Here is a 19,969-nt window from a genome sequence, read left to right as displayed (position 1 = left end):
GGTGGCGGATCGGGGCGACGGCCTCAAGCGCGGGCGGCGTCCCTCATGCACAGGCGAGAGGCGACCTGTGGACAGCTTTGTGGATCAGGCGGCGCTCACCAGCCGCAGACGCGGGCGCGAGGCCAGGGCAGCGGGCGTCTCGTCCAGCGCCAGGGCGTCCCAGTCGATGTCAGGACGCGGCGCGTGGGAGGCGGCGATGATGGCGCGCAGTTCGGCCGAGGAAGCCACGCTGGCGATGACCGAGGCCACGCCCGGCAGGGTCAGGGCATAGGCCAGGGCCGCCTGCATCGGATCGACCCGCGCCTCGGCCAGACGGCGGCGCGTACGGGACAGCGCCATGCCGTGAGCCGCCAGTTCGGGCGGCAGGCTCTCGCGGTTGGCGAACAGCAGTCCTTGCGCAAAGACCGAGGCCAGATGCACCTCAATCCCTTGGCTGGCCAGATCGGCGATGGCGCCGGAGCGCGCCGCGCGCTGGTCCAGGATGTTGCAGGTCAATTGCACCACGTCCGGCTGGAACCGGCGAGCCAGCAGGGCGGGACCGTCCTCGACCGTGGCGATGAAGCCGACCTTGCGGAAAATCCCGCGATCCTTCAGCGCCTGCAGCCGGTCCCACAGGGCGCGGCCCTCGGCGCCCGCCAGATCAGCGGCGCTCTGCACCAGAACAGCGTCGCCGCGCGGCAGGCCCATCCGTTCCAGCGAGCGGCGGGCGCGGGCCTCAACCCGGTCCAGACCGTCGGCCAGGGGCACGGTGCGCGCGGTGACGCGAAAAGGCGAAGGGAAGGGCCAGGCCTGGCCCAGCATCCGTTCGACGTCGCCCTCGGGACGGGTGGCGACCAGGCCGACCCCGGCGTCGCCCGCGGTCTGCAGCAGGTGGCGCGTCGCCTCCTCGCGCTGGCCGGGCGGCAGCGGGCGGGACCGATCAGGCTCGACCACCAGGGCGATGGCGAGTTTGTCGGCTGGAGAGGGCGGAACAGCGAATCTCACGACCCCGATCATCCGTCCCAAAGCTTAAGGGAGATTGACCGAAATCAAGGTCGTTGGTGAACGAAGAGGCTTAATCCGCGTCCGGCTGGTTTTCCGGCTGGGCGGCGATGAAGGCCGGGTGGGCCTCGGCCCGCGCCTCGATCTCCAGCAGGCGCGGGAAGGCCGCCAGATCGACGTTGAACCGCCGCGCCGAATAGAGCTGGGGAATCAGATAGCAGTCGGCCAGCGTCGGCGCCGCACCGAAGCACCAGCCGTCGCCGTGGCGCGCGACCAGCGCCTCCAGCGCCGTGAAGCCCTCGATGATCCAGCGCCCGGCCCAGGCGTCCACGCCCGCCTGATCGGCGCCCATTCCATCGGAGATCAGGCCTCGCACCGCCTTCAGAACCCGCAGATTATTGAGCGGATGGATGTCGCAGCCGATCACCGCCGCCATCGCCCGCACCTGCGCCCGGCCCGCCGCGTCGCGCGGCAGCAGGGGCGGTTCGGAATGGGTTTCCTCCAGCCACTCCAGAATGGCCGGGCTCTGGGTCAGAACCAGGCCCTCGTCTGTCTCCAGCGCAGGAACCAGCCCTTGCGGATTGAGCCTGAGGTAGGCGTCGGACTTCTGCGCCCCCGTGCGCAGGTCCAGCGGCGCCTGCTGATACTCCAGGCCCTTCAGATTGAGGGCGATGCGGGTGCGATAGCTGGTCCCTGAACGCCAGTAGCCGTGCAGGATCATGATTGCACCGTGAAGCTGAGCGGCGGCAGGCCCGCGATGACCGCCTCGACCCGATCGCCGGGGTTCAGGGGGCCGACGCCCGCCGGCGTGCCGGTGAAGATCAGATCGCCGGGCTGGAGCGCCCACAGTTCGGACGCCTTGGACAGGACGCCGTCGACGTCCCAGATCATGTCGGACAGGCGGCTGGACTGATGCACCGCGCCGTTGACCTTCAGCTCAATGACCGCATCCGGCGCGGGCGGCGTCAGGCTGAGCGCGCCGCACGGCGCGGATTGGTCGAACGCCTTGCCCGCCTCCCACGGCCGGCCCTTGGCTTTCGCTTCCGCCTGAAGATCGCGCCGCGTCAGATCGACGCCGACGGCCCAGCCGATCGGCCGGGCGTCCGGGCCCAGCGCGACGACCAGTTCGACCTCGTAATGCAGGTTCTGCGTCGCTGAGGGATAGGCCGGATCCGCGCCGTCTGCGACCAGGGCGTCGCCCGGCTTGGCGAAGAAGAAAGGCGCCGGCTTGTCGGGATCGGCGCCCATCTCGCGGGCATGGGCGGCGTAGTTCTGGCCCACGCACAGGATGCGCCGCACGGGCAGGCGGCGCGCATCGCCGTCAATCGGCAGAGAAGGCGTCGGGGCGGGCGGGAACAGCCATTGGGTCATGACGCCTGTTCTAGAAGCGCGCTTCGCTGCGCGCCAGATGGGAAGCCGCGCCGCACTGCAGGAACCTTGATCGTCGGTGTGGCGTTTCGAGCAGGGCTTCTCTATTTAATCGTCAAGCTTACACAAGGAGCGGAGCGCGCATCATGGCCACGTCCAAGGCTCGTGAAGATATCAAGAACGACCTCAAGACCCTGAAGGAGGACCTCAAGGCCGGCGCCCGTGAGGAAACCCAGCGTCTGAAGGAAAAGGCCTCCGAGGCCGAAGCCCGCCTGCGTGAGCAGGGCGAGGAACTGCGCGAAAAGGCGCGCGGCTACTACGACGACGCCAAGGTGCGCGGTCGTGAATATTACGACGACGCCGCCGAGAAGTTCGACGAAGCGCAACGCTATGTCGTCGAACGGGTGCAGGAGCGTCCGATCCAGTCGACCGCCATCGCGCTGGGCGTCGGCGTCGTGCTGGGTCTGCTGCTGGCCGGGCGTCGGCGCTGATGATCGGCCGGGGGCTCATCAACCGCGCCGTGGCGACCTTCGTCGCCGCTGGCGCGGCCTTCGTGGCCATGATCGCCCTGGGGGCCACGGTCTATTATCTGCTGCTGCTGGTCGTGATCCCCGTGATCGCGGCCGCCCTGACGGCGCTCCTGTTCGCCCTGATCGCGGCGATCGTCGCCCTGGTGTTCGTGCGCCGCGCGCGCGGCGACGGCGATGATGAAGAAGACGAGGAGCCGGAGGGGTTGGGCGCCCGCGCCCTGCATCTGTTCCAGCAACGCCCGGTCCTGGGCGCCGTTGCAGCCCTGGCTGGCGGTTTCATCTTCCTGCGCAATCCCGCCCTGGCGACGATGGTGGCGGCGGCCTTCACCGAAAAAAGCAGGGTTCGTCGTCGGCGATAAAGGAACAGCCAAGCCTCCGACGCGTTGTTTCAGGTAAGCGGCGCTGACGACGGGAGGGGTCGAAAGCTCGCTCCCGTCAACACCTTACGGAGGGTTTCGCCTATGCTTCGCTGGGCCATTATTTTCTTTATCATCGCCTTGGTCGCAGCCGTACTCGGCTTCGGCGGCATCTCGGGCATGTCGTTCGAGATCGCCAAATTCATCGCCATCATTGCGGTGATCCTGTTCGTCGTCTCACTGCTGGTAGGCGGCCTGAGAGGACGAGGCGGACCGCGCATCTAGCGCTGGCCGTTTCATGGAAAACGAGGGCTGCGACCTTGGCGTCGCGGCCCTTTTTTCATGGCTGGAGCTTCAGGCGCGGCGACGCGGCAGGCGCCAGGTCTGATGATCGGCGAACTGGCGCCCGTCCCAGGCCACGGCCGAGACCGTCACGGCTTCGGCGTCCCACTCGATCCGGTTGAAACTGGGCGGCGCCCCGCGCTCGCGATGCGACAGCGTCCCGCAGCCGACGGCATAGGAGCAGTTGTCGCCGACGCCGACCGGCAGGGCGAAGGGGACATGGACGTGGCCGGTCACAATCAGATCGACCCCGGCCTCGGCGAAGATGCGCGCCGCCCGCTCGCCGCGCTTGACCTCGCCGGTCATGGGGGCGCCGATCATCTCGATGAGAGGGTGGTGACAGGCCAGCACCCGCAAGGCCCCGCTCGGCGCCTGGCGCAGGGCGTCCGCCGCCCGGCGCGTCTGATCCAGGTCGATCACCCCTTTGGACCAGTTGAGCCGGGCCTGCCAGCCTCGCGCAGTCGTGACGCCGCGCACCATCAACTGATCCGATCGGAACTCGTGGTCATGCGCGGGATGGCCGGTCGCCCGTTCAAACGCGCGCCAGGGCCAGAACAGCCGCGCCATCACATCCCAATAGGGCACGTCATGATTGCCGACAGTGACGAAAACCGGTTCAGGCAGCGCCCGGATCCATTCTCCGGCTGCGGCGAACTCCGCCGGATAGCCCTTTTGCGTGATGTCGCCGGTGATCAGGGTCAGGTCCGGCGCTGCAGCGTGGGCGTAGTCTGCGGCGGCGGCCACGGCCCCCTTGTGCTCGCAACCGAAATGGACGTCGGAAAACTGGAGGACGACCCCCACTAGAGACTGGCCTCGCCCGCCGCAGGCTTCGGCGCCAGGGCCATGAAGGCGCGCGGCAGGAAGCGCACCGCCGCCTCGCGACCCAACAGCATCGGCTCCCCGTCAATCACCGCCGGAACGCGCGAGCGCGCCTCGACCACAATACGGCGCGCGCTGCGCGTGGTGACGTTGGGATCATGACGCCAGTCGTCGAACAGGGCATGAGCGGCAAGGCGGAAGGCCTGGGCCGCGTCCCCCGTATTCATGGCCGCCGCCTCCAGCCCGTCATTCTTCTGCATCGCCTTGGAGATCAGCGGACTGATCAGCACCAGGGCCTCCGCCTTTTCGCGCCCGCCGCCGTCCAGCGCATAGCGGACCCGGCCGGAAAACGCCTTCTTCAGCGCGCGCCTGCCATAGGTCCAGGCCATCTTCAGCTTGCCCTCGCGAATGGCTTCACGCGCCGGGGCCCACAGGGCGGGCGAGCCCAGGATGGCGGCGCAATAGAAGGCCTCTCCCTCGACCTCGCCCCCGGCCACGGGCAGGGGCGCGCCTTCCTCCAGCGCCAGCCGCAGGGCCTTCTTCCAGTCTCCGGTGCCGTAAAGGGCCTTGGGCAGCATGTTCATCGTGCCGCCCGGCAGGGGCGCGATCAGGGGGCCGTCCTCGCCAGCGCGGGCGGCGACCGACCGGGCCGTCCCATCGCCCGCCAGGATGAACAATACGTCGGGCCGGGCTTCCAGCGCCTCGCCGATCTGATCGGGAATGCGCGCGCCTTCCAGCACGACCACCTCGGCCTCCAGCGGATACTCGGCCAGGATGGCGGCGGCTTCCTCGGCCGCCTGTCCTCCAACCCCGCCCGACAGCGGATTGACCAGGATGATGATCCGCTCCAGCCGAGCCTCCTCGGTCAGAGGCCGCCGCCCTTCTCCTGAATCGGCCGACGACGGCGGTGCGGCTTCAACAGCGTTCGGCGCTGGCGGGGCGTCGTTCTGAGCGTCAGTGTTCATGGGCGGCGAACGCCTGCGCACAGGGGCGGTTCCCCTTCTGCGGCCCTACACCGCGATTTAAAGTAAAGCTTATAGCGTTCGGCCTCGGAACCGCCTTGTTCGCCCCGCGTTATCGAAGCTTCAGGGGTGCCCCTAAGGGATGAAGGACAGAACCATGAACAAGGCGATCATCGCCATTGCCGGCGCCGGACTTCTGGTGACCGCCTGCGCCAGCGATCCGTACTACGGCGGCGGCGCCGGACCGAACAACACCGTGCGCCAGGGCGCTGTCGGGGCCGGACTGGGCGCCGTGGCCGGCGCCATCATCGGCAACAACGTCGGCAGCGGCAACGCAGCGACCGGCGCAGCCATCGGCGCCCTGGCGGGCGGCGCGGCGGGCGCCATCCGCGGCTCCAATCAGGACCGCAACAACCAGCAGCGCTACCGCGACAATCAGGGCCGCTACTACTACTGCTACGACAACCGCCAGACCGAGTGTTACTGGGAAAATGGTCAGCGCCGCTACTGATACCGGCGTATAGCCTCTGGCGCCCGAAGCGTTTTCGGGACAGTCTTGAAAGGGCGATCCGCATGGCGCGGGTCGCCCTTTTTTGCTGAAGGCAGCGCACGCCGCACAGCGAGCGCGAGGGGGCTGACATGAAGCGTGTTTCCGCAGTCGTTATGATGGCCCTCGGCCTGACCGCCGCCGGTTGCGCCGCCAACAGCGGCTATAAACAGCGCAGCGATCTGGTCAGCGACCCGTCCGCCTGCGCCGACAAGCGGTTCGAAGTCTATTTCGTCCCCGATCGCGCCACCCTGACCGACGCCGCCCGCATGGCCATCGGCATGACGGCGACCCAGCTTCAGGGCTGCCAGATCAAGCACGTCAAGGTGACAGGCCTGGCCGACGCCCGCAGCGGCACAGCGGCCGCCAACCAGAGCATTTCCGAACGACGCGCCCGCGCCGTCGCCGAGGCGCTGGCCGGCGCCGGCCTGCCCGCCCCCGCCTTCGATATCGAGGGGGCCGGAGCCGACGGCGCGGTCGTGGGCGGGGTCAACGACCCCTTGCGCCGCCGCACCGAGGTGCTGATCGAGGTCGTCGCCCCGCGCTGAGGCCCGAGCAGTCCGCTGCGGCCCGCCGTCGCGGGCCGTGGCTAGGCGAGGCTAGAGGGTCTAAGCTCGCGCCTTTCCTCTGATCCTGTTTCCGGCATCGCCCTTGCGCATCCTGTTTCTGCTCCTGACCTGGCTCGCCCTCGCCCTTCCGGCGGCGGCGAGCGTCCCAGCGTCCGAGGCCGCCTTGCGCGACGCCCTGGCGGCCGGGGCCGGGCCGGTCGCCAGGGCTTCCGCTGCGCCGGGCCCGCAGCGCACCGAACGGATCGAGGCGGAACTGGTCCCCATGAGCGCCTGGGCTGTCCCCGGCTCGACCGCCGTTGTCGCCATCCGCCAGCAGATCAAGCCCGGCTGGCACACCTATTGGCGCAATCAGGGCGATTCCGGCGGACCGACGACCCTGACCTGGTCCCTGCCTGCGGGCGTCGCGCCAGGCGACATCCTGTGGCCGCTGCCCGAGCGTCAGCGGCTGCAGAGCCTGATGAACTACGGCTATTCCGGCGTCGTCTTCCTGCCCGTCCCGATCGAGATTCCGGCGGACGCGGCGCCGGGTCGGAGCCTTCCCTTACGCGTCACCGCCCACTTCTACGTCTGCAGCGACGAGATGTGCGTGCCCGAAGACCTCGATTTGGCGCTGGACCTGCCGGTGCGCGAGGGCGCGGCGCCGCTGGACCCGCGCTTCGGCCAGGCGATCCAGGACGTCGTCGCCGCCGCTCCGCGTCCCGCTGGGATCGAGGCCCGCGTCGCCCTGACCGACGGCCGTCTGGTCCTGACGGCTGCCGGCGGCCCGCTGGCGGGCGCCGCGCCCCGATGGGCCTATTTCCATCCCTTCGAGGGCGGGGTGATCGACCACGCCGCCGCCCAGTCAGGCGAGCGCGGGCCGCAGGGCCTGACCGTGACGGTCGCCGCCGGGCGCGGCCTGACATCCAATGGGTTGAAGGGGCCGATCAGCGGCGTCCTGTCCACCGATCTGGGCGCCTGGGAGATCACGGCCGAGCCGGGCGCCGCCCTGCCGGACGTCGCTGGCGACGGCGCGATCGGCGACGGCGAGGGCGCGCAGACAGCCGCCGCCGCCACCGCCCTGCCCGACTTCATCAAGGCGGCCGTCTTCGCCCTGCTGGGCGGGCTGATCCTGAACCTGATGCCCTGCGTCTTCCCCATACTGGCGATGAAGGCGGCCTCGCTCAGCCGCGCCGCCCATAACCCGGCCGAGGCGCGCCGTGACGGCCTGGCCTTCCTGGCCGGGGTGCTGGCGACCTTCCTGGTGCTGGCGGGCGCCCTGCTGGCCCTGCGGGCTGGCGGTCAGGCGCTGGGCTGGGGCTTTCAGCTGCAGTCGCCGGGCGTGGTGGCCGCGCTGGCCCTGCTGATGCTGGCGGTGGCGCTGAACCTGTCGGGCGTCTTCCACATCGGCGCCGGTTTGCAGGGCGCGGGGCACGGCCCGCTGTCGCGCCTGCCCGGCGTCGCGGGCGCCTTCTTCACCGGCGTGCTGGCCGTGGTCGTGGCCGCCCCCTGCACCGCTCCCTTCATGGCCTTCGCTCTGGGCGCGGCCCTGTTCATGCCCTGGCCGATGGCGCTGGCGGTCTTCCTGATGCTGGGGCTGGGGCTGGCCCTGCCCTATGTGCTGATCAGCCTCAATCCGCGCCTGCTGGCCCGCCTGCCGAAGCCGGGGCCGTGGATGGAGACCCTGCGCAACCTGCTGGCCTTCCCCATGTACGGCGCCGCCCTGTGGCTGGCCTGGGTCTATGGCCGCCAGACCGCCGACGCGCTCGCCCTGCTTTTCGGCGCGGGCCTGATGCTGGCGCTGGCGCTGTGGCTCTATGGTCGGGCGCAGGCCGCATCGGGCAAGGCCCGAACGGCCGCTATCGGCGCCCTGCTGGCCCTGATCGCGGCCCTGGGCCTGGGCGTGCTGGCGGGCAAGGCCCCCGCCGCGTCGTCTGAGAGCGGCGCCCCCTCTTCCCGTCTATCGTCTCAGCCCTGGTCCGAGCAGGCGGTTCAGGCCGCCCTCGCTGAAGGGCGGCCGGTTCTGGTCAACTTCACCGCCGACTGGTGCGTGACCTGTAAGGTCAACGAAAACACGGCCCTGTCCTCGGCCCGCACGGCACAGGCGCTGGAACAGGCCAACGCCCTCTATCTGGTCGGCGACTGGACGCGGCGCGACGACGCCATCACCGCCGAACTGCAGCGCCACGGCCGTTCGGGCGTGCCGCTGTATCTGGTCTATGCGCCGGGCCGGTCCGAGCCGCGCATCCTGCCGCAACTTCTGACCGAAGGCGTCGTCATCGACGCGCTGAAGGACGCCATCGACTGATTTCATCTCTGGGGAGACCGCCATGTTCCGCCTGCTGACCGCCGCTTCCGCCTCGCTTCTGCTGCTCGCCGCCTGCCAGCAGCAGCCCGCTGCATCGCTGGAGCGCACGGAGAGCGCCGCCGCGCCCGAAACGACTGAGGCGCCCGGCCCTGGCGAACTGGCCCCCGCCTTCACCCTGGTCGACGCCGAGGGGCAACAGCGGTCGCTGGCCGACTTCCACGGCAAGACGGTCGTGCTGGAGTGGACCAACGAAGGCTGCCCCTTCGTGAAGAAGCACTACACCGGCGCCATGCAGGCCCTGCAGCGCGAGGCGACGGCCGACGGGGTGGTCTGGCTGACCATCATCTCCTCGGCGCCGGGCACGCAGGGCTTCGTCGAGGGCGAGGAGGCGCAAGCCTGGAAGGCCAAGCACAAGGCCGCCTTCACCCATCTGTTGCTCGATCCGACCGGCGAGGTCGGCAAGCGCTATGACGCCAAGACCACGCCCGACATGCGCATCATCGACCCGGAAGGCCGGCTGATCTACGTCGGCGGCATCGACGACCGGCCGACCAACAAGGTCGAGGACCTGAACGGCGCCAACAACTTCGTCCGCGCCGGCCTGGCCGACGCCAAGGCTGGACGCCCGGTCCAGACCGCCTACGCCGCGCCTTACGGCTGCGCCATCAAATACCCGGAGACAGTCGAAGGCTGAGAACGGCCTTTCTCACGAGGACACCGGCCTTCCTCCAGGCGAGGTAGGCCACCTCGGGCCTCAAGTAGCGCGAAGCGCGATAGGCCCAAGAATTAAGCCATAGCCAGAGGCTACGCCTCGGGCTGTGGCGGCGAGGTGATGACCTCGACGTTGTCGTTCAGCAGGTAGGACAGCTCGTCCAGCGCCAGCTTGCGGGCCGAAGCGTCGGCGGCGCTCTCCAGCGCGGCGACCTTCAGCGGAATGTCTTCTGAGATGCCGCGCAGGATGCATTTCAGGTCGTTGTCCGTGCCGCGTTCCTTGAGGATCAGATGACCCTGCATGTCGCGCTGGGCCAGTTCCGTCGCCTGCCCCTTGAACGCCGCCCAGGCCGCGCCGGTGAAGAAGCCGGAGTTGTCCGCCTCGCCCGAGGCCATCCAGCCGTCGACGATCGACTTCAGCGCGCCCGAGCGGGCGACCAGATCAGCGAACAGGGGCTCCTGCGCCACCGACACCGGGGCCGAGGGGGCTACGGGCGGCAGGGCGGCGGCTTCGGCGACGGCGGGGTCGACGAGCATCAGGGCGACGGCGAGGGCTATTCCGCAGGACATGGCGTGCCTTTCACAAAGGACCGGGGGACAATCGGCTTCCGGCTGGAAATCCCGCTTGACCCAGTCTTGGATTGAACTCTTCTCGGCCTGAGCCGTAAACCAGAGCCTGCAAACCCCGGGCCAGATCGCGGATCGCTTCCGAACACGGCCCCCTATGGGAGACCAAGATGCCGCATGTCGCCTGGACTGAACTGGAGGCCGCCGCCCGTCGGGACGCGCAGTCCCGCATCCAGGATCAGTTCGCCGCCGACCCTGACCGACTGTCGCGGCTGACGCTGGACGCCGCAGGCCTGCACCTGGACCTGTCCAAGCAGAGCTGGTCTCAGGCCGGGTTCGAGGCCGCCCTGTCCCTGGCGCGGGCGTGCGACATCGAGGGGCGCCGCGCCGCCCTGTTCGCGGGCGAGGCCGTCAATCTGACCGAAGGGCGGGCGGTGCTGCATCCGGCCCTGCGCGCGCCGGACGGCGCGTCATTCCATGCGCTGGGCGAGCCGGTGTCGGCCGAGGTCGAGGCCGTGCGCGCCGAAATGAAGGCCTATGCCGAAGCTTTGCGGTGCGGAAATGAGACAGGCGCCACGGGGCGCCGTTTCAGCACGGTGCTCCATATCGGCATCGGCGGCTCGGACCTGGGTCCGCGTCTGATCTGGGACGCCCTGCGCCCGCTGGACCCGGACATCGACCTGCGCTTCGTCGCCAACATCGACCCGCGCGACATGGCCGAGGCCCTGGCCGGGCTGGATCCGGAAACGACGCTGGCCATCGTCGTCTCCAAGAGCTTCACCACCCAGGAGACCCTGCTGAACGCCGAAGCCGCCAAGGCCTGGCTGGCCGCCGCCCTGCCCGCCGACGGGCTGGAGCGGCACTTCGTCGGCGTCACCGCTGCGCCGGAAAAGGCGCAGGCCTTCGGCTGCGGCCGCACCTTCGCCTTCCGGGACTGGGTCGGCGGGCGCTATTCCCTGTGGTCTGCGGTCAGCCTGTCCTGCGTCATCGCCCTGGGGTGGGAGGCGTTTCAGGCGTTTCTGGACGGCGCCGCCGACATGGACCGCCATTTCCTCGAAGCGCCGCTTGCGAGGAACGCGCCGGTGTTGCTGGCCCTGGCCGAGATCTACAATGTCGACGGCCTGCATCGCGGAGCGCGCAGCGTGGCGCCCTACGCCCATGCCCTGCGCCGCCTGCCCGCCTTCCTTCAGCAGCTGGAAATGGAATCGAACGGCAAGCAGGTGCGCCGCGACGGCTCGCCGGTCGGCCGCCAGACCTGCCCGGTGGTGTTCGGCGAGCCGGGCGCCAACGGCCAGCACGCCTTCTTCCAGCAACTGCATCAGGGACCTCAGGTCGTCCCGGTCGAATTCATCGTCGTCGGCCGCACCTACGATGAGACGCCCTCGACCTATCTATGGGCCAACGCCCTGGCTCAGGCCCAGGCCCTGATGCAGGGCAAGAGCGAGGCTCAGGCCCATGCTGAACTGATCGCTTCGGGCGCGTCGGAAGCCGAGGCGGATCGACTGGCCCCGCACAAGGCCTTCCCCGGCAACCGTCCGTCGACGACCGTTCTGATGAAGCGGCTGACGCCGCAGACCCTGGGCGCCCTGATCGCCCTCTATGAGCACAAGACCTTCGTCGAGGGCGTGATCTGGGACATCAACAGCTTCGACCAGTGGGGCGTGGAACTGGGCAAGGTTCTGGCCAAGGCGCTGCTCAAAGACGCCGCCAGCGGCGCGCCCTCGCCCGATCTGGACTCGTCGACGGCTGACCTGCTGCGCCGGCTGACGGCGTGACGGTCGTCGCATCAGGCTGGCAAAGGCTGGAGGGGCTGGCCCTGCTGGCTATCGCCGCCTTCGCCTATGCCCGGTTCGGTCAGGGGTGGGGCCTGTTCGCCGTTCTGTTTCTGGCGCCCGATCTGTCTTTCGCCGGCTATCTGGCCGGACCGCGCCTCGGCGCCCTGACCTATAATCTGGCGCACAGCCTGATCGGGCCGCTGCTGCTTGCGGGCGCGGGCCTGGTCGCGGATCAGTCGCTGGCTGTCGCGCTCGCCCTGATCTGGCTGGCCCATATCGGGTTCGACCGGGCGCTGGGCTACGGATTGAAGTCCCCGCTGGACTTCGGCGTCACCCACCTGGGCCTGATCGGCAAGGCCCGCAGAGGCCTATCCGCCTGAGCGCGCACACGAAAAAGGCCCGGTCGCAAAACCGGGCCTTTCCTTATGTCACCGGCCGCTTACCAGCGGCGGTCATAGCGGTAGTCGCGGGCGCGGCGGTTCTGATAGCTGCGCCACTCGCCCTGGTTCTTCCAGTAACGACCATCGCGATAGTAGCGACCGTCATTGCGCTCATAGCGGCCGTTGTAATAGCCGTCGCGGCTGTTGATGCCGTGCTCGCGCTCCCAGTGGCCCTGGTTCCGGTAGCAGCGGCCGCCGCGATAATAGCCGCAGCTGTCGTTGTTCGAGGACGAGGCCGCGCCCAGGGCCGCACCCGCCAGGGCGCCCCCCGCGACATAGCGTCCATCGCCCTGGCCGATCAGGGCCCCGGCGACGCCGCCGACCACCGCGCCCAGCACGGCGTCACGGCCGGTGTTGTCGCGATCGCGGTCGCGATAATTCTGGGCGGCGGCCGGAGTCGTGGCCAGCATCGTCACAACCAGAGCAGGGGCGATAGCGCCGGCGCCGATCTTGAACAGGGTCTTCATGGCGGGCTCCTTTCGAAAGCCGGTTGATCCGTTGTCCCCCTTTTAGCGAAGCCTGTCTGAACGACCCCGGGGGCGCCTGTTCATTTTCGCTTCATCCAGGCGCCTAATTTCGCGCCGCCCCGCCCTTGACGCCCCCCGCCCCCCTGCCTAACTCCCCGGTCGTTAGCACTCGGGGAGGGCGACTGCCAAAGTCGTGGGCTCCGAGGGCTGGAACCAACATCCTGACAGGAGTTACTCAGATGGCGTTTCGTCCGCTCGGCGACCGCGTGCTGGTCAAGCGCGTTGAAGAAGAATCCAAGACCAAGGGCGGGATCATCATCCCCGACACGGCCAAGGAAAAGCCCCAGGAAGGCGAAGTCGTCGCCGTGGGCCCCGGCGTCCGTGACGAAGACGGCAAGTTCGTCGCCCTGGAGCTGAAGGCCGGCGACCGCGTCCTGTTCGGCAAGTGGTCGGGCAGCGAAGTGAAGATCGACGGCGAAGACCTGATCATCATGAAGGAAACCGACGTCCTGGGCGTGCTGTCGTAAGACACGTCCTGGGTTTCCGGTTTCTCTCGTAAAAACATCTAGATAGGAGCAGCCCACATGGCCGCTAAAATCGTAAAATTCAACACCGACGCCCGCGACAAGATGCTGAAGGGCGTCAACGTCCTGGCTGACGCTGTCAAGGTGACCCTGGGGCCGAAGGGCCGCAACGTCGTGATCCAGAAGTCCTTCGGCGCCCCGCGCTCGACCAAGGACGGCGTCTCGGTGGCCAAGGAAATCGAGCTGGAAGACGCCTTCGAGAACATGGGCGCCCAGATGATCCGCGAAGTCGCCTCCAAGGCGAACGACAAGGCGGGCGACGGCACCACCACCGCCACCGTCCTGGCCCAGGCCATCGTCCAGGAAGGCCTGAAGGCGGTGGCCGCCGGCATGAACCCGATGGACCTGAAGCGCGGCATCGACAAGGCTGTCGAAGCGGTGCTGGAAGAGGTCAAGTCGAACTCCAAGCCGGTCTCGAACAACTCGGAAATCGCCCAGGTCGGCACCATCTCGGCCAACGGCGACGCTGAAATCGGCGACCTGATCGCCCAGGCCATGGCCAAGGTCGGCAACGAAGGCGTCATCACCGTCGAAGAAGCCAAGACCGCCGAAACCACCGTCGACATCGTCGAGGGCATGCAGTTCGACCGCGGCTACCTGTCGCCCTACTTCATCACCAACCCGGACAAGATGGAGGTCTCCCTCGAAGAGCCGCTCATCCTGCTCCACGAGAAGAAGCTGACCTCGCTGCAGCCGATGCTGCCGGTGCTGGAAGCCGTGGTTCAGTCGGGCCGTCCCCTGCTGATCATCGCCGAGGACATCGAAGGCGAAGCCCTGGCCACCCTGGTGGTCAACAAGCTGCGCGGCGGCCTGCGCGTCGCCGCCGTCAAGGCTCCGGGCTTCGGCGACCGCCGCAAGGCCATGCTGGAAGACATCGCCATCCTGACCGGCGGCCAGGTCATCTCTGAAGACCTCGGCATCAAGTTGGAAACGGTCACGCTCGACATGCTGGGCAAGGCCAAGAAGGTCCAGATCACCAAGGACGACACCACCATCGTCGAAGGTTCGGGCGAGAAGGACGGCATCGAGGCCCGCGTCGGTCAGATCAAGCGTCAGATCGAAGACACCACCTCCGACTACGACAAGGAAAAGCTGCAAGAGCGTCTGGCCAAGCTGGCCGGCGGCGTCGCCGTCCTGCGCGTCGGCGGCTCGACCGAAGTCGAAGTGAAGGAAAAGAAGGACCGCGTCGACGACGCCCTGAACGCGACCCGCGCCGCTGCCGATGAAGGCATCGTCCCGGGCGGCGGCGTGGCCCTGCTGAAGGCCTCCAAGGTGCTGGCCGCGCTGAAGGTCGACAACGCCGACCAGACCGCCGGCGTCAACATCGTCCGCCGCGCCCTGCAGGCTCCGATCCGTCAGATCTCGGAAAACTCGGGCGTCGAAGGCTCGATCGTGGTCGGCAAGGTGCTGGAATCGGACAAGGCCGAGTTCGGCTTCAACGCCCAGACCGAAGAGTACGGCGACCTGGTGGAAATGGGCGTCATCGACCCGGCCAAGGTCGTCCGCTCGGCTCTGGCCTCGGCCGGCTCGGTCGCGGGCATCATGATCACGACCGAAGCCGCCATCGCCGACGCGCCGAAGAAGGCTTCGGCCGGCGGCGCCCCCGACATGGGCGGCATGGGCGGTATGGGCGGCATGGACTTCTAAAAAAGTCCGGCTTCTCAAAGCTCAGACTACGGAAGGGCGGGATCGAAAGGTCCCGCCCTTTCTTTTTGCGCACGGCTTCTCCCTCCCCTTCATGGGGAGGGTGGCTGAGGCCGACAGGCCGAAGCCGGGCGGGGGCGGCAAGGCGATGCAAGCGCCGAGGCCAGGATCACCCGGCCCTCCCCACCCGGTCTCCGCTTCGCGTCGACCACCCTCGCCATGAAGGGGAGGGAGAACCCGCGCTCTAGTCTCCAGCCTCCCCCACCTCACGTCCCGCCAGCCGCGCGCCCTCGACCACCGCCGGGTCGGTCCGCGCCGTGTCCAGCACCCAGTCCCTAAAGCGGGCGATCTTGGAGGTCAGACGGCGGCCGGGCGGGTAGCAGAGCCAATAGCCCTCGGCCAGGGCGACCGTCGCCTCGAACGGCCGAACCAGCAGGCCCCGCTCGATCTCTCGGCCGTAGAGAATGGGCGAGCCCAGGGCCACGCCCTGATCGCCCAGAGCCGCCGCCACCTCCATCGCCTGATTGTCGGCCGTCAGACGCGGCAGCGGGGCGGCGTCGGCGGGCGCCACGCCGGCGGCAGCGAACCAGGCCCGCCACTCGCCCGGCTCGCCGATCAAATGCGCCCGCTTCAGGTCGGCGGGCGTCTTCAGATCCAGACGGTCGCGCATCGCCGGGGTGCAAAGGGGGGTGAAGACGGCGGGCATCAGGAACCGGCTCTCCAGTCCAGGCCAGTCGCCTGAACCGAAGCGCAGGGCGACATCCAGCCCATCCGCCCCCAGGCTGGACAGGAGCGAACTGGTGTCCACGCGCACCGCCAGATCGGGGTTAGCCAATTGAAACGCCCCAAGCCGCGTCGCCAGCCATTGGGTCGCCAGTGTCTGCAGCGTGGTGACGGCCAAGACGCCCTGATCCGCCTCGACCACCTCGGCCACTGCTCGTCGCAGCAGGGTCATGGCCTCGGTCGCCGCTGTCGCCAGACGCTCCCCCTCGGGGGTAAGACTCACCTGCCGCGCTCCACGTGTGAAAAGAGGACGCTCAAGCTTTTCCTCCAGGTCGCGGATGCGCCAGCTGACCGCCGCCTGCGTCATGCCCAGAGCTTCGGCGGCGCGGGTGAAGCTGAGCAGGCGCGCCGCGGCTTCAAACACCCGCAAGGCGTCCACCGGGATCCGCGCAAGAAGATCAACCATAAGCCAGCCTTATACCAAAGCGCCGTCATCTCGTTTGTGACGGCGACCAACATGGCCCATCTTCAGGCTCTCAGAAAGGAGGATGGACATGGAAGACATTCACCGCACTCATAAGGAACCCGCGTGGGGCTGGGTCGGCGCCCTGTTCAGCGCACGCCCCCTTTCGCCTCCCCCGGCGACCGCCAAGCCAGGCGATGTCCACATCAGGGCCCGACCCTGCCCGACGCCCCCGCGTCGGGCGGCCTGCTGACGGCCATTGCTGCGCCGGGCGCGACAAGGCGTCGCGCCCGGCGGCCTTCCGTCAGCGGAGCAGTTGCCCCGGCGCAGGACCCCCGCCCATAAAGGCGCCTTCATCGTCGCAGAGGGGGCCCTGATCGATGCGCCGCACCACCCGTATTCCGTCCTTCGCCGCAGCCGCGTTGATCGCAGCCGCCGGTCTGACCGTCGCCGTTCCGGCCGAGGCGCAAGGCCGCCGCGCCGCGCCCGCGGCTGAGCGTTCGGATTGGCCCGCCCGCGCCGCCCCGGCCCAGGCCCGCGCCGTGACCTTCGCCGCCGCTGCTGCGCCGTCCGGCTCTCTGGTCCTGCCGCTGGGGTCGGAGGCTGAGCTCGACACGCGCGGCGCCTCGCTGGACGCCGCCACGCGTCAGGCGATCGCCTCGGCCGTCACCGCCGCCCGTTTCGACTATAAGCCGCGCCAGACCCTGAACCTGCACGGCGTCGGCGGCTGGGACCGCATCCTGATCGTGGGTCTGGGCGAGGCGCCCAAGGCCGCCGACATCCAGACCGCCGGCATCGTCGCCGGCCGCGCCCTGAACAGCCAGCCGGGCGCCCTGACGGCCCTGACGTCCGGCCTGTCCGCCGACATGGCTTCGGAACTGGCGACGGGGCTGGGCATCGGCCACTACCGCTCGGACCTCTATGTCACCACCGGCCGCGACCGTGCGGCGCCGGGCGCCCTGACCGTCGTGGCCGACGACGCCGCGAGCGCTCAGGCGCACTATCGTCGCGGCGCGGCCCTGGTCGAGGCGATGGCCTGGACCCGCGACGTGTCCAATGAACCGGCCAACGTCATCTATCCGGAGACCTTCGTCGAGCGCGCCCGCGCCGCCTTCGCCGGCGTGCCGGGGGTCGAGATCACCGTGCTGGACGTGCCGGCGATGGAACGGCTGGGCATGGGCGCCATCCTCGGCTCGGGTCAGGGATCGGCCCGTCCGCCGCGTATGCTGGCCGTGCATTATCGCGGTCAGGGCGCGCCCTCGGCGGGGCCGGTGGCCCTGCTGGGCAAGGGCATCACCTTCGATTCCGGCGGCATTTCGCTGAAGCCCGGCTCGAACATGGGCAATATGAAGATGGACATGTCCGGCGCCGCCAGCGTCGTCGGCGCCGTCCTGGCCCTGGCCAAGGGCGGTGCGCCGGTGGACGTGGTCGCCGTCGCCGCCCTGTCGGAAAACATGCCGGGCGGGAACGCCATCCGCCCCGCCGATGTGCTGACCGCCATGAACGGCAAGACCATCGAGATCGTCTCGACCGACGCCGAGGGTCGTCTGGTGCTGGCCGACGCCGTGGTCTGGGCCGACACGACGATGAACCCGGCCGCCATCGTCGATGTGGCCACCCTGACCGGCTCGGTCGGCGGGGCCCTGGGCGGCGACTATGCGGGCCTGTTCAGCCGTCACGACGCCCTGGCCGCTCAGCTGAAGACGGCGGGCGACGCCACCGGCGAGACCCTGTGGCAGCTACCGCTGCACCCCTCCTATGTGCGGGCCACCTCCTCAACCATCGCCGACATCAAGAACTCGGGCGACGGCGGGGCGGGCGCGGGCACCGGCGCCCACTTCATCGGCTATTTCGCGCGGCCCGAGACGCCTTGGGCGCATCTGGACATCGCCAACATGGCCTTCGGCGGCGCCAATGACGTGAAACCGGCCGGGTCGGCGGGCTACAGCGTGCGCCTGCTGGAGCGGTTCGTGCGCGACTTCCAGCCTGTGCCCAAGGAGAAGGGCACGGGCGGCTACTGAAGCCGCCTTCAGCCTCAGCCTTCCTGGATGGCGACGATCTCGACCGACTGGCCCGCGACCGTCGCCTCATCCCCCTCGCGCCTGCCCAGCAGGGCGCGGGCCAGGGGCGAGACGTGGCTGACGCTGCCTTTAGTCGGATCGGCCTCGTCCTCGCCGACGATGCGCCAGGTCTGGGTGCGGCCGTCCTCGCGCTCAATCGTCACCGTGTCGCCGAAGCGCACCTTGCCGTCCGGCGGCGCCTCGACCATCTGGGCCGTGCTACGCCGCGCCGACCAGTAACGCAGGTCGCGCGTCGCCCGCGCCATGGCGGTGCGGTCGGCCTCGATGGACCCCGCCGCCTGAGCCGCCGTATAGGCCGCCCGTGCGGCCGCCAGTTCGGCCTCGATCTGGGCCAGCCCCTGCGGCGTGACGAGGTTCGGATGGGGCGAGATCGGCCGGTCCGGCAGGTCCGCCGCCGTGGCTTCCAGATCTTCTTCTCGGGTAAAGGCGACGCTCATGACCATCAACATAGGCCCCGGCGCCCATTCCCGCTAGGAAGGCGGCGATGACGCCCTCCCCTTCCACAGTCGCCGTGATCGGCGCCGGTCCCGCCGGGCTGATGGCCGCCGAACGTCTGGCCCAGGCGGGCCTGCGCGTCGTGTTGCACGAGCGGATGCCCTCGGTCGCGCGCAAATTCCTGATGGCTGGACGCGGCGGGCTGAACCTGACGCATTCGGAGCCGCCGGCGCCGTTCCTGAACCGATATGACGCCGCCGCGCAGGGGCGCATCAGGGACTGGCTGGACGCCCTTTCGCCCGCCGATCTGATCGAGTGGGTCGAGGGGCTGGGCCAACCGACCTTCGTCGGGTCGTCCGGCCGGGTGTTCCCGAAGGCGATGAAGACCTCGCCCCTGCTGCGGGCGTGGCTGGCGCGGCTGGAGGAGCTGGGCGTCGAGATCCGCACCCGCTCGCGCTGGACCGGCTGGCAGGGCGAAGCCCTGACCTTCGACACGCCCGAGGGCGAACGCATCGAGCGGCCGGACGCCGTGATCCTCGCGCTCGGCGGCGCCAGCTGGGCCAAGCTGGGGTCGGACGCCGCCTGGGTTCCGGCGCTGGAGGGCGCGGGCGCCGAGGTGGCAGATTTCCGGCCCGCCAATGTCGGCTTTGATGTCAGTTGGTCGCCGCTGTTCCGCGAGCGCTTCGCCGGAACGCCGCTGAAAGGGATCGCCCTGACGCACGGCGACCGCACCGTGCGCGGCGAGGCCATGATCGCCGCCTATGGAATCGAGGGCGGCGGCGTCTACGCCCTGTCCGCCGGGCTGCGCGAAGCGGTGGAGCGCGACGGATCGACCATGCTGACGCTCGACCTGCGGCCCGATCTGGACATCGAGGCTCTGACCCAGCGCCTGTCGAAACCGCGCGGCAAGGACAGCCTGTCGAACTGGCTGCGCAAGGCCGCGCGGCTGGACTCAACGGCCGTCGCCCTGCTGCGCGAGGGCGGCCCCTTGTCCGCAGACCCGGCCCAACTGGCCGCGCGGATCAAGGGCCTCGCCCTGACCCTGACCGACGTTCAGGGCCTGAGCCGCGCCATCTCCTCGGCCGGGGGCGTCGCGCTGGACGCCGTGGACGAACGGCTGATGCTGAAGGCGCGGCCCGGCGTCTTTGCGGCGGGCGAGATGCTGGACTGGGAGGCGCCGACCGGCGGCTATCTGCTCCAGGCCTCGTTCGCCTCGGGCGTTGTCGCAGCGGAGGGCGTGCGCGCCTGGCTGGACGGGCGCTGAGGTCTTTCGGGGTCGACAGCGACGGCCTTAGGGGGCAGCGTGGCGCAAACATTTCAG

General features: G+C 69.3%; 22 protein-coding genes. 13 read left to right on the top strand and 9 right to left on the bottom strand.

Annotated elements, in window-relative coordinates:
- Positions 1–84 precede the first annotated feature (84 nt).
- The 3 genes from H556_RS0110935 to H556_RS0110925 form a co-directional block, all read right to left on the bottom strand.
- A complete protein-coding gene (locus H556_RS0110935; RefSeq protein ID WP_245559468.1) occupies positions 85–984 on the bottom strand; it encodes an aldo/keto reductase in 900 nt (299 codons plus the stop codon).
- Positions 985–1,054: 70 nt separating this feature from the next.
- On the bottom strand, positions 1,055–1,702 hold the full coding sequence (maiA, locus tag H556_RS0110930; RefSeq protein ID WP_024354463.1) for a maleylacetoacetate isomerase: 648 nt from the start codon (positions 1,700–1,702) through the stop codon (positions 1,055–1,057).
- The gene (locus H556_RS0110925; protein ID WP_024354462.1) at positions 1,699–2,352 is read right to left on the bottom strand and encodes a fumarylacetoacetate hydrolase family protein; all 654 of its coding nucleotides are present in this window, start codon (positions 2,350–2,352) and stop codon (positions 1,699–1,701) included. Before H556_RS0110925 ends, maiA begins: the two co-directional genes overlap by 4 nt.
- Before the next feature lie 143 nt (positions 2,353–2,495).
- On the opposite strand from H556_RS0110925, the gene H556_RS0110920 reads away from it, so the two are divergent.
- From H556_RS0110920 to H556_RS0110910, 3 genes are all read left to right on the top strand, one after another.
- Positions 2,496–2,840: a glycine zipper domain-containing protein gene (locus tag H556_RS0110920; protein ID WP_003167924.1), complete on the top strand. Its 345-nt coding sequence runs from the start codon at positions 2,496–2,498 to the stop codon at positions 2,838–2,840.
- The gene (locus H556_RS0110915; RefSeq protein ID WP_024354461.1) at positions 2,840–3,238 is read left to right on the top strand and encodes a hypothetical protein; all 399 of its coding nucleotides are present in this window, start codon (positions 2,840–2,842) and stop codon (positions 3,236–3,238) included. The genes H556_RS0110920 and H556_RS0110915 overlap by 1 nt, the downstream gene beginning before the upstream one ends.
- A 102-nt stretch (positions 3,239–3,340) precedes the next feature.
- Positions 3,341–3,520: a DUF1328 domain-containing protein gene (locus H556_RS0110910; protein ID WP_003166483.1), complete on the top strand. Its 180-nt coding sequence runs from the start codon at positions 3,341–3,343 to the stop codon at positions 3,518–3,520.
- Positions 3,521–3,589: 69 nt separating this feature from the next.
- On the opposite strand, the gene H556_RS0110905 is transcribed toward H556_RS0110910, so the two are convergent.
- Both H556_RS0110905 and H556_RS0110900 read right to left on the bottom strand, forming a co-directional pair.
- Entirely contained in the window at positions 3,590–4,378 is a 789-nt protein-coding gene (locus H556_RS0110905; RefSeq protein ID WP_024354460.1) for a metallophosphoesterase family protein, read from the bottom strand.
- Complete coding sequence (locus H556_RS0110900) at positions 4,378–5,361, bottom strand: diacylglycerol/lipid kinase family protein (protein WP_029673538.1); 984 nt, start codon at positions 5,359–5,361, stop codon at positions 4,378–4,380. The genes H556_RS0110905 and H556_RS0110900 overlap by 1 nt, the downstream gene beginning before the upstream one ends.
- Positions 5,362–5,515: 154 nt before the next feature.
- Between H556_RS0110900 and H556_RS0110895 the strand changes: the two genes are divergently transcribed.
- The 4 genes from H556_RS0110895 to H556_RS0110880 all read left to right on the top strand — a co-directional run bounded on the left by H556_RS0110895 (position 5,516) and on the right by H556_RS0110880 (position 9,452).
- The gene (locus H556_RS0110895; RefSeq protein WP_024354458.1) at positions 5,516–5,869 is read left to right on the top strand and encodes a YMGG-like glycine zipper-containing protein; all 354 of its coding nucleotides are present in this window, start codon (positions 5,516–5,518) and stop codon (positions 5,867–5,869) included.
- 128 nt (positions 5,870–5,997) lie between these two features.
- Positions 5,998–6,453 (top strand): OmpA family protein, encoded by a 456-nt coding sequence (locus H556_RS0110890; protein WP_035302946.1) that lies wholly within the window; start codon positions 5,998–6,000, stop codon positions 6,451–6,453.
- 103 nt (positions 6,454–6,556) lie between these two features.
- Positions 6,557–8,758, top strand: a complete 2,202-nt coding sequence (locus H556_RS0110885; RefSeq protein WP_024354456.1) for a protein-disulfide reductase DsbD family protein — start codon at positions 6,557–6,559, stop codon at positions 8,756–8,758.
- Between the two features lie 22 nt (positions 8,759–8,780).
- A complete protein-coding gene (locus tag H556_RS0110880; protein WP_024354455.1) occupies positions 8,781–9,452 on the top strand; it encodes a thioredoxin family protein in 672 nt (223 codons plus the stop codon).
- A 110-nt stretch (positions 9,453–9,562) separates the two neighbouring features.
- Here the strand turns inward: H556_RS0110880 and H556_RS0110875 are convergent, their stop codons facing one another.
- On the bottom strand, positions 9,563–10,039 hold the full coding sequence (locus tag H556_RS0110875; protein WP_024354454.1) for a hypothetical protein: 477 nt from the start codon (positions 10,037–10,039) through the stop codon (positions 9,563–9,565).
- 167 nt (positions 10,040–10,206) lie between these two features.
- Here H556_RS0110875 and pgi point away from each other — a divergent pair, with 167 nt between their 5' ends.
- A complete protein-coding gene (gene pgi / locus H556_RS0110870; protein WP_024354453.1) occupies positions 10,207–11,811 on the top strand; it encodes a glucose-6-phosphate isomerase in 1,605 nt (534 codons plus the stop codon).
- A complete protein-coding gene (locus tag H556_RS0110865; RefSeq protein WP_024354452.1) occupies positions 11,808–12,191 on the top strand; it encodes a DUF4260 domain-containing protein in 384 nt (127 codons plus the stop codon). Before pgi ends, H556_RS0110865 begins: the two co-directional genes overlap by 4 nt.
- 59 nt (positions 12,192–12,250) lie before the next feature.
- On the opposite strand, the gene H556_RS0110860 is transcribed toward H556_RS0110865, so the two are convergent.
- Positions 12,251–12,718, bottom strand: coding sequence for a hypothetical protein (locus H556_RS0110860; protein WP_024354451.1), 468 nt, complete (start codon positions 12,716–12,718; stop codon positions 12,251–12,253).
- Positions 12,719–12,957: 239 nt separating this feature from the next.
- On the opposite strand from H556_RS0110860, the gene groES reads away from it, so the two are divergent.
- Together groES and groL are read left to right on the top strand one after the other, a co-directional pair.
- On the top strand, positions 12,958–13,245 hold the full coding sequence (gene groES, locus H556_RS0110855; protein ID WP_024354450.1) for a co-chaperone GroES: 288 nt from the start codon (positions 12,958–12,960) through the stop codon (positions 13,243–13,245).
- A 57-nt stretch (positions 13,246–13,302) separates the two neighbouring features.
- Positions 13,303–14,949, top strand: a complete 1,647-nt coding sequence (groL, locus tag H556_RS0110850) for a chaperonin GroEL (RefSeq protein WP_024354449.1) — start codon at positions 13,303–13,305, stop codon at positions 14,947–14,949.
- Between the two features lie 241 nt (positions 14,950–15,190).
- On the opposite strand, the gene H556_RS0110845 is transcribed toward groL, so the two are convergent.
- On the bottom strand, positions 15,191–16,135 hold the full coding sequence (locus tag H556_RS0110845; protein WP_024354448.1) for a LysR substrate-binding domain-containing protein: 945 nt from the start codon (positions 16,133–16,135) through the stop codon (positions 15,191–15,193).
- 377 nt (positions 16,136–16,512) lie between these two features.
- On the opposite strand from H556_RS0110845, the gene H556_RS0110840 reads away from it, so the two are divergent.
- Positions 16,513–18,153, top strand: a complete 1,641-nt coding sequence (locus H556_RS0110840; protein WP_024354447.1) for a leucyl aminopeptidase family protein — start codon at positions 16,513–16,515, stop codon at positions 18,151–18,153.
- Between the two features lie 14 nt (positions 18,154–18,167).
- Here the strand turns inward: H556_RS0110840 and greA are convergent, their stop codons facing one another.
- Complete coding sequence (gene greA / locus H556_RS0110835; RefSeq protein ID WP_024354446.1) at positions 18,168–18,650, bottom strand: transcription elongation factor GreA; 483 nt, start codon at positions 18,648–18,650, stop codon at positions 18,168–18,170.
- A gap of 47 nt (positions 18,651–18,697) precedes the next feature.
- Between greA and H556_RS0110830 the strand changes: the two genes are divergently transcribed.
- A complete protein-coding gene (locus H556_RS0110830; RefSeq protein ID WP_024354445.1) occupies positions 18,698–19,912 on the top strand; it encodes a BaiN/RdsA family NAD(P)/FAD-dependent oxidoreductase in 1,215 nt (404 codons plus the stop codon).
- The last annotated feature ends 57 nt before the right edge of the window (positions 19,913–19,969 follow it).

Origin of the sequence: Brevundimonas naejangsanensis DSM 23858, from assembly GCF_000421705.1 — a bacterium.
Taxonomy (GTDB): Bacteria; Pseudomonadota; Alphaproteobacteria; order Caulobacterales; family Caulobacteraceae; genus Brevundimonas; species Brevundimonas naejangsanensis.
This window is presented reverse-complemented; position numbering and strand designations above follow the sequence as displayed.

Excerpts from the sequence above, each read along its gene's own strand:
- maiA (WP_024354463.1), bottom strand. The coding sequence starts at position 1,702 with ATGATCCTGCACGGCTACTGGCGTTCAGGGACCAGCTATCGCACCCGC.
- H556_RS0110925 (WP_024354462.1), bottom strand. The coding sequence starts at position 2,352 with ATGACCCAATGGCTGTTCCCGCCCGCCCCGACGCCTTCTCTGCCGATT.
- H556_RS0110920 (WP_003167924.1), top strand. The coding sequence starts at position 2,496 with ATGGCCACGTCCAAGGCTCGTGAAGATATCAAGAACGACCTCAAGACC.
- H556_RS0110915 (WP_024354461.1), top strand. The coding sequence starts at position 2,840 with ATGATCGGCCGGGGGCTCATCAACCGCGCCGTGGCGACCTTCGTCGCC.
- H556_RS0110910 (WP_003166483.1), top strand. The coding sequence starts at position 3,341 with ATGCTTCGCTGGGCCATTATTTTCTTTATCATCGCCTTGGTCGCAGCC.
- H556_RS0110900 (WP_029673538.1), bottom strand. The coding sequence starts at position 5,361 with ATGAACACTGACGCTCAGAACGACGCCCCGCCAGCGCCGAACGCTGTT.
- H556_RS0110895 (WP_024354458.1), top strand. The coding sequence starts at position 5,516 with ATGAACAAGGCGATCATCGCCATTGCCGGCGCCGGACTTCTGGTGACC.
- H556_RS0110890 (WP_035302946.1), top strand. The coding sequence starts at position 5,998 with ATGAAGCGTGTTTCCGCAGTCGTTATGATGGCCCTCGGCCTGACCGCC.
- H556_RS0110880 (WP_024354455.1), top strand. The coding sequence starts at position 8,781 with ATGTTCCGCCTGCTGACCGCCGCTTCCGCCTCGCTTCTGCTGCTCGCC.
- H556_RS0110875 (WP_024354454.1), bottom strand. The coding sequence starts at position 10,039 with ATGTCCTGCGGAATAGCCCTCGCCGTCGCCCTGATGCTCGTCGACCCC.
- pgi (WP_024354453.1), top strand. The coding sequence starts at position 10,207 with ATGCCGCATGTCGCCTGGACTGAACTGGAGGCCGCCGCCCGTCGGGAC.
- H556_RS0110860 (WP_024354451.1), bottom strand. The coding sequence starts at position 12,718 with ATGAAGACCCTGTTCAAGATCGGCGCCGGCGCTATCGCCCCTGCTCTG.
- groES (WP_024354450.1), top strand. The coding sequence starts at position 12,958 with ATGGCGTTTCGTCCGCTCGGCGACCGCGTGCTGGTCAAGCGCGTTGAA.
- groL (WP_024354449.1), top strand. The coding sequence starts at position 13,303 with ATGGCCGCTAAAATCGTAAAATTCAACACCGACGCCCGCGACAAGATG.
- H556_RS0110845 (WP_024354448.1), bottom strand. The coding sequence starts at position 16,135 with ATGGTTGATCTTCTTGCGCGGATCCCGGTGGACGCCTTGCGGGTGTTT.
- H556_RS0110840 (WP_024354447.1), top strand. The coding sequence starts at position 16,513 with ATGCGCCGCACCACCCGTATTCCGTCCTTCGCCGCAGCCGCGTTGATC.
- greA (WP_024354446.1), bottom strand. The coding sequence starts at position 18,650 with ATGAGCGTCGCCTTTACCCGAGAAGAAGATCTGGAAGCCACGGCGGCG.
- H556_RS0110830 (WP_024354445.1), top strand. The coding sequence starts at position 18,698 with ATGACGCCCTCCCCTTCCACAGTCGCCGTGATCGGCGCCGGTCCCGCC.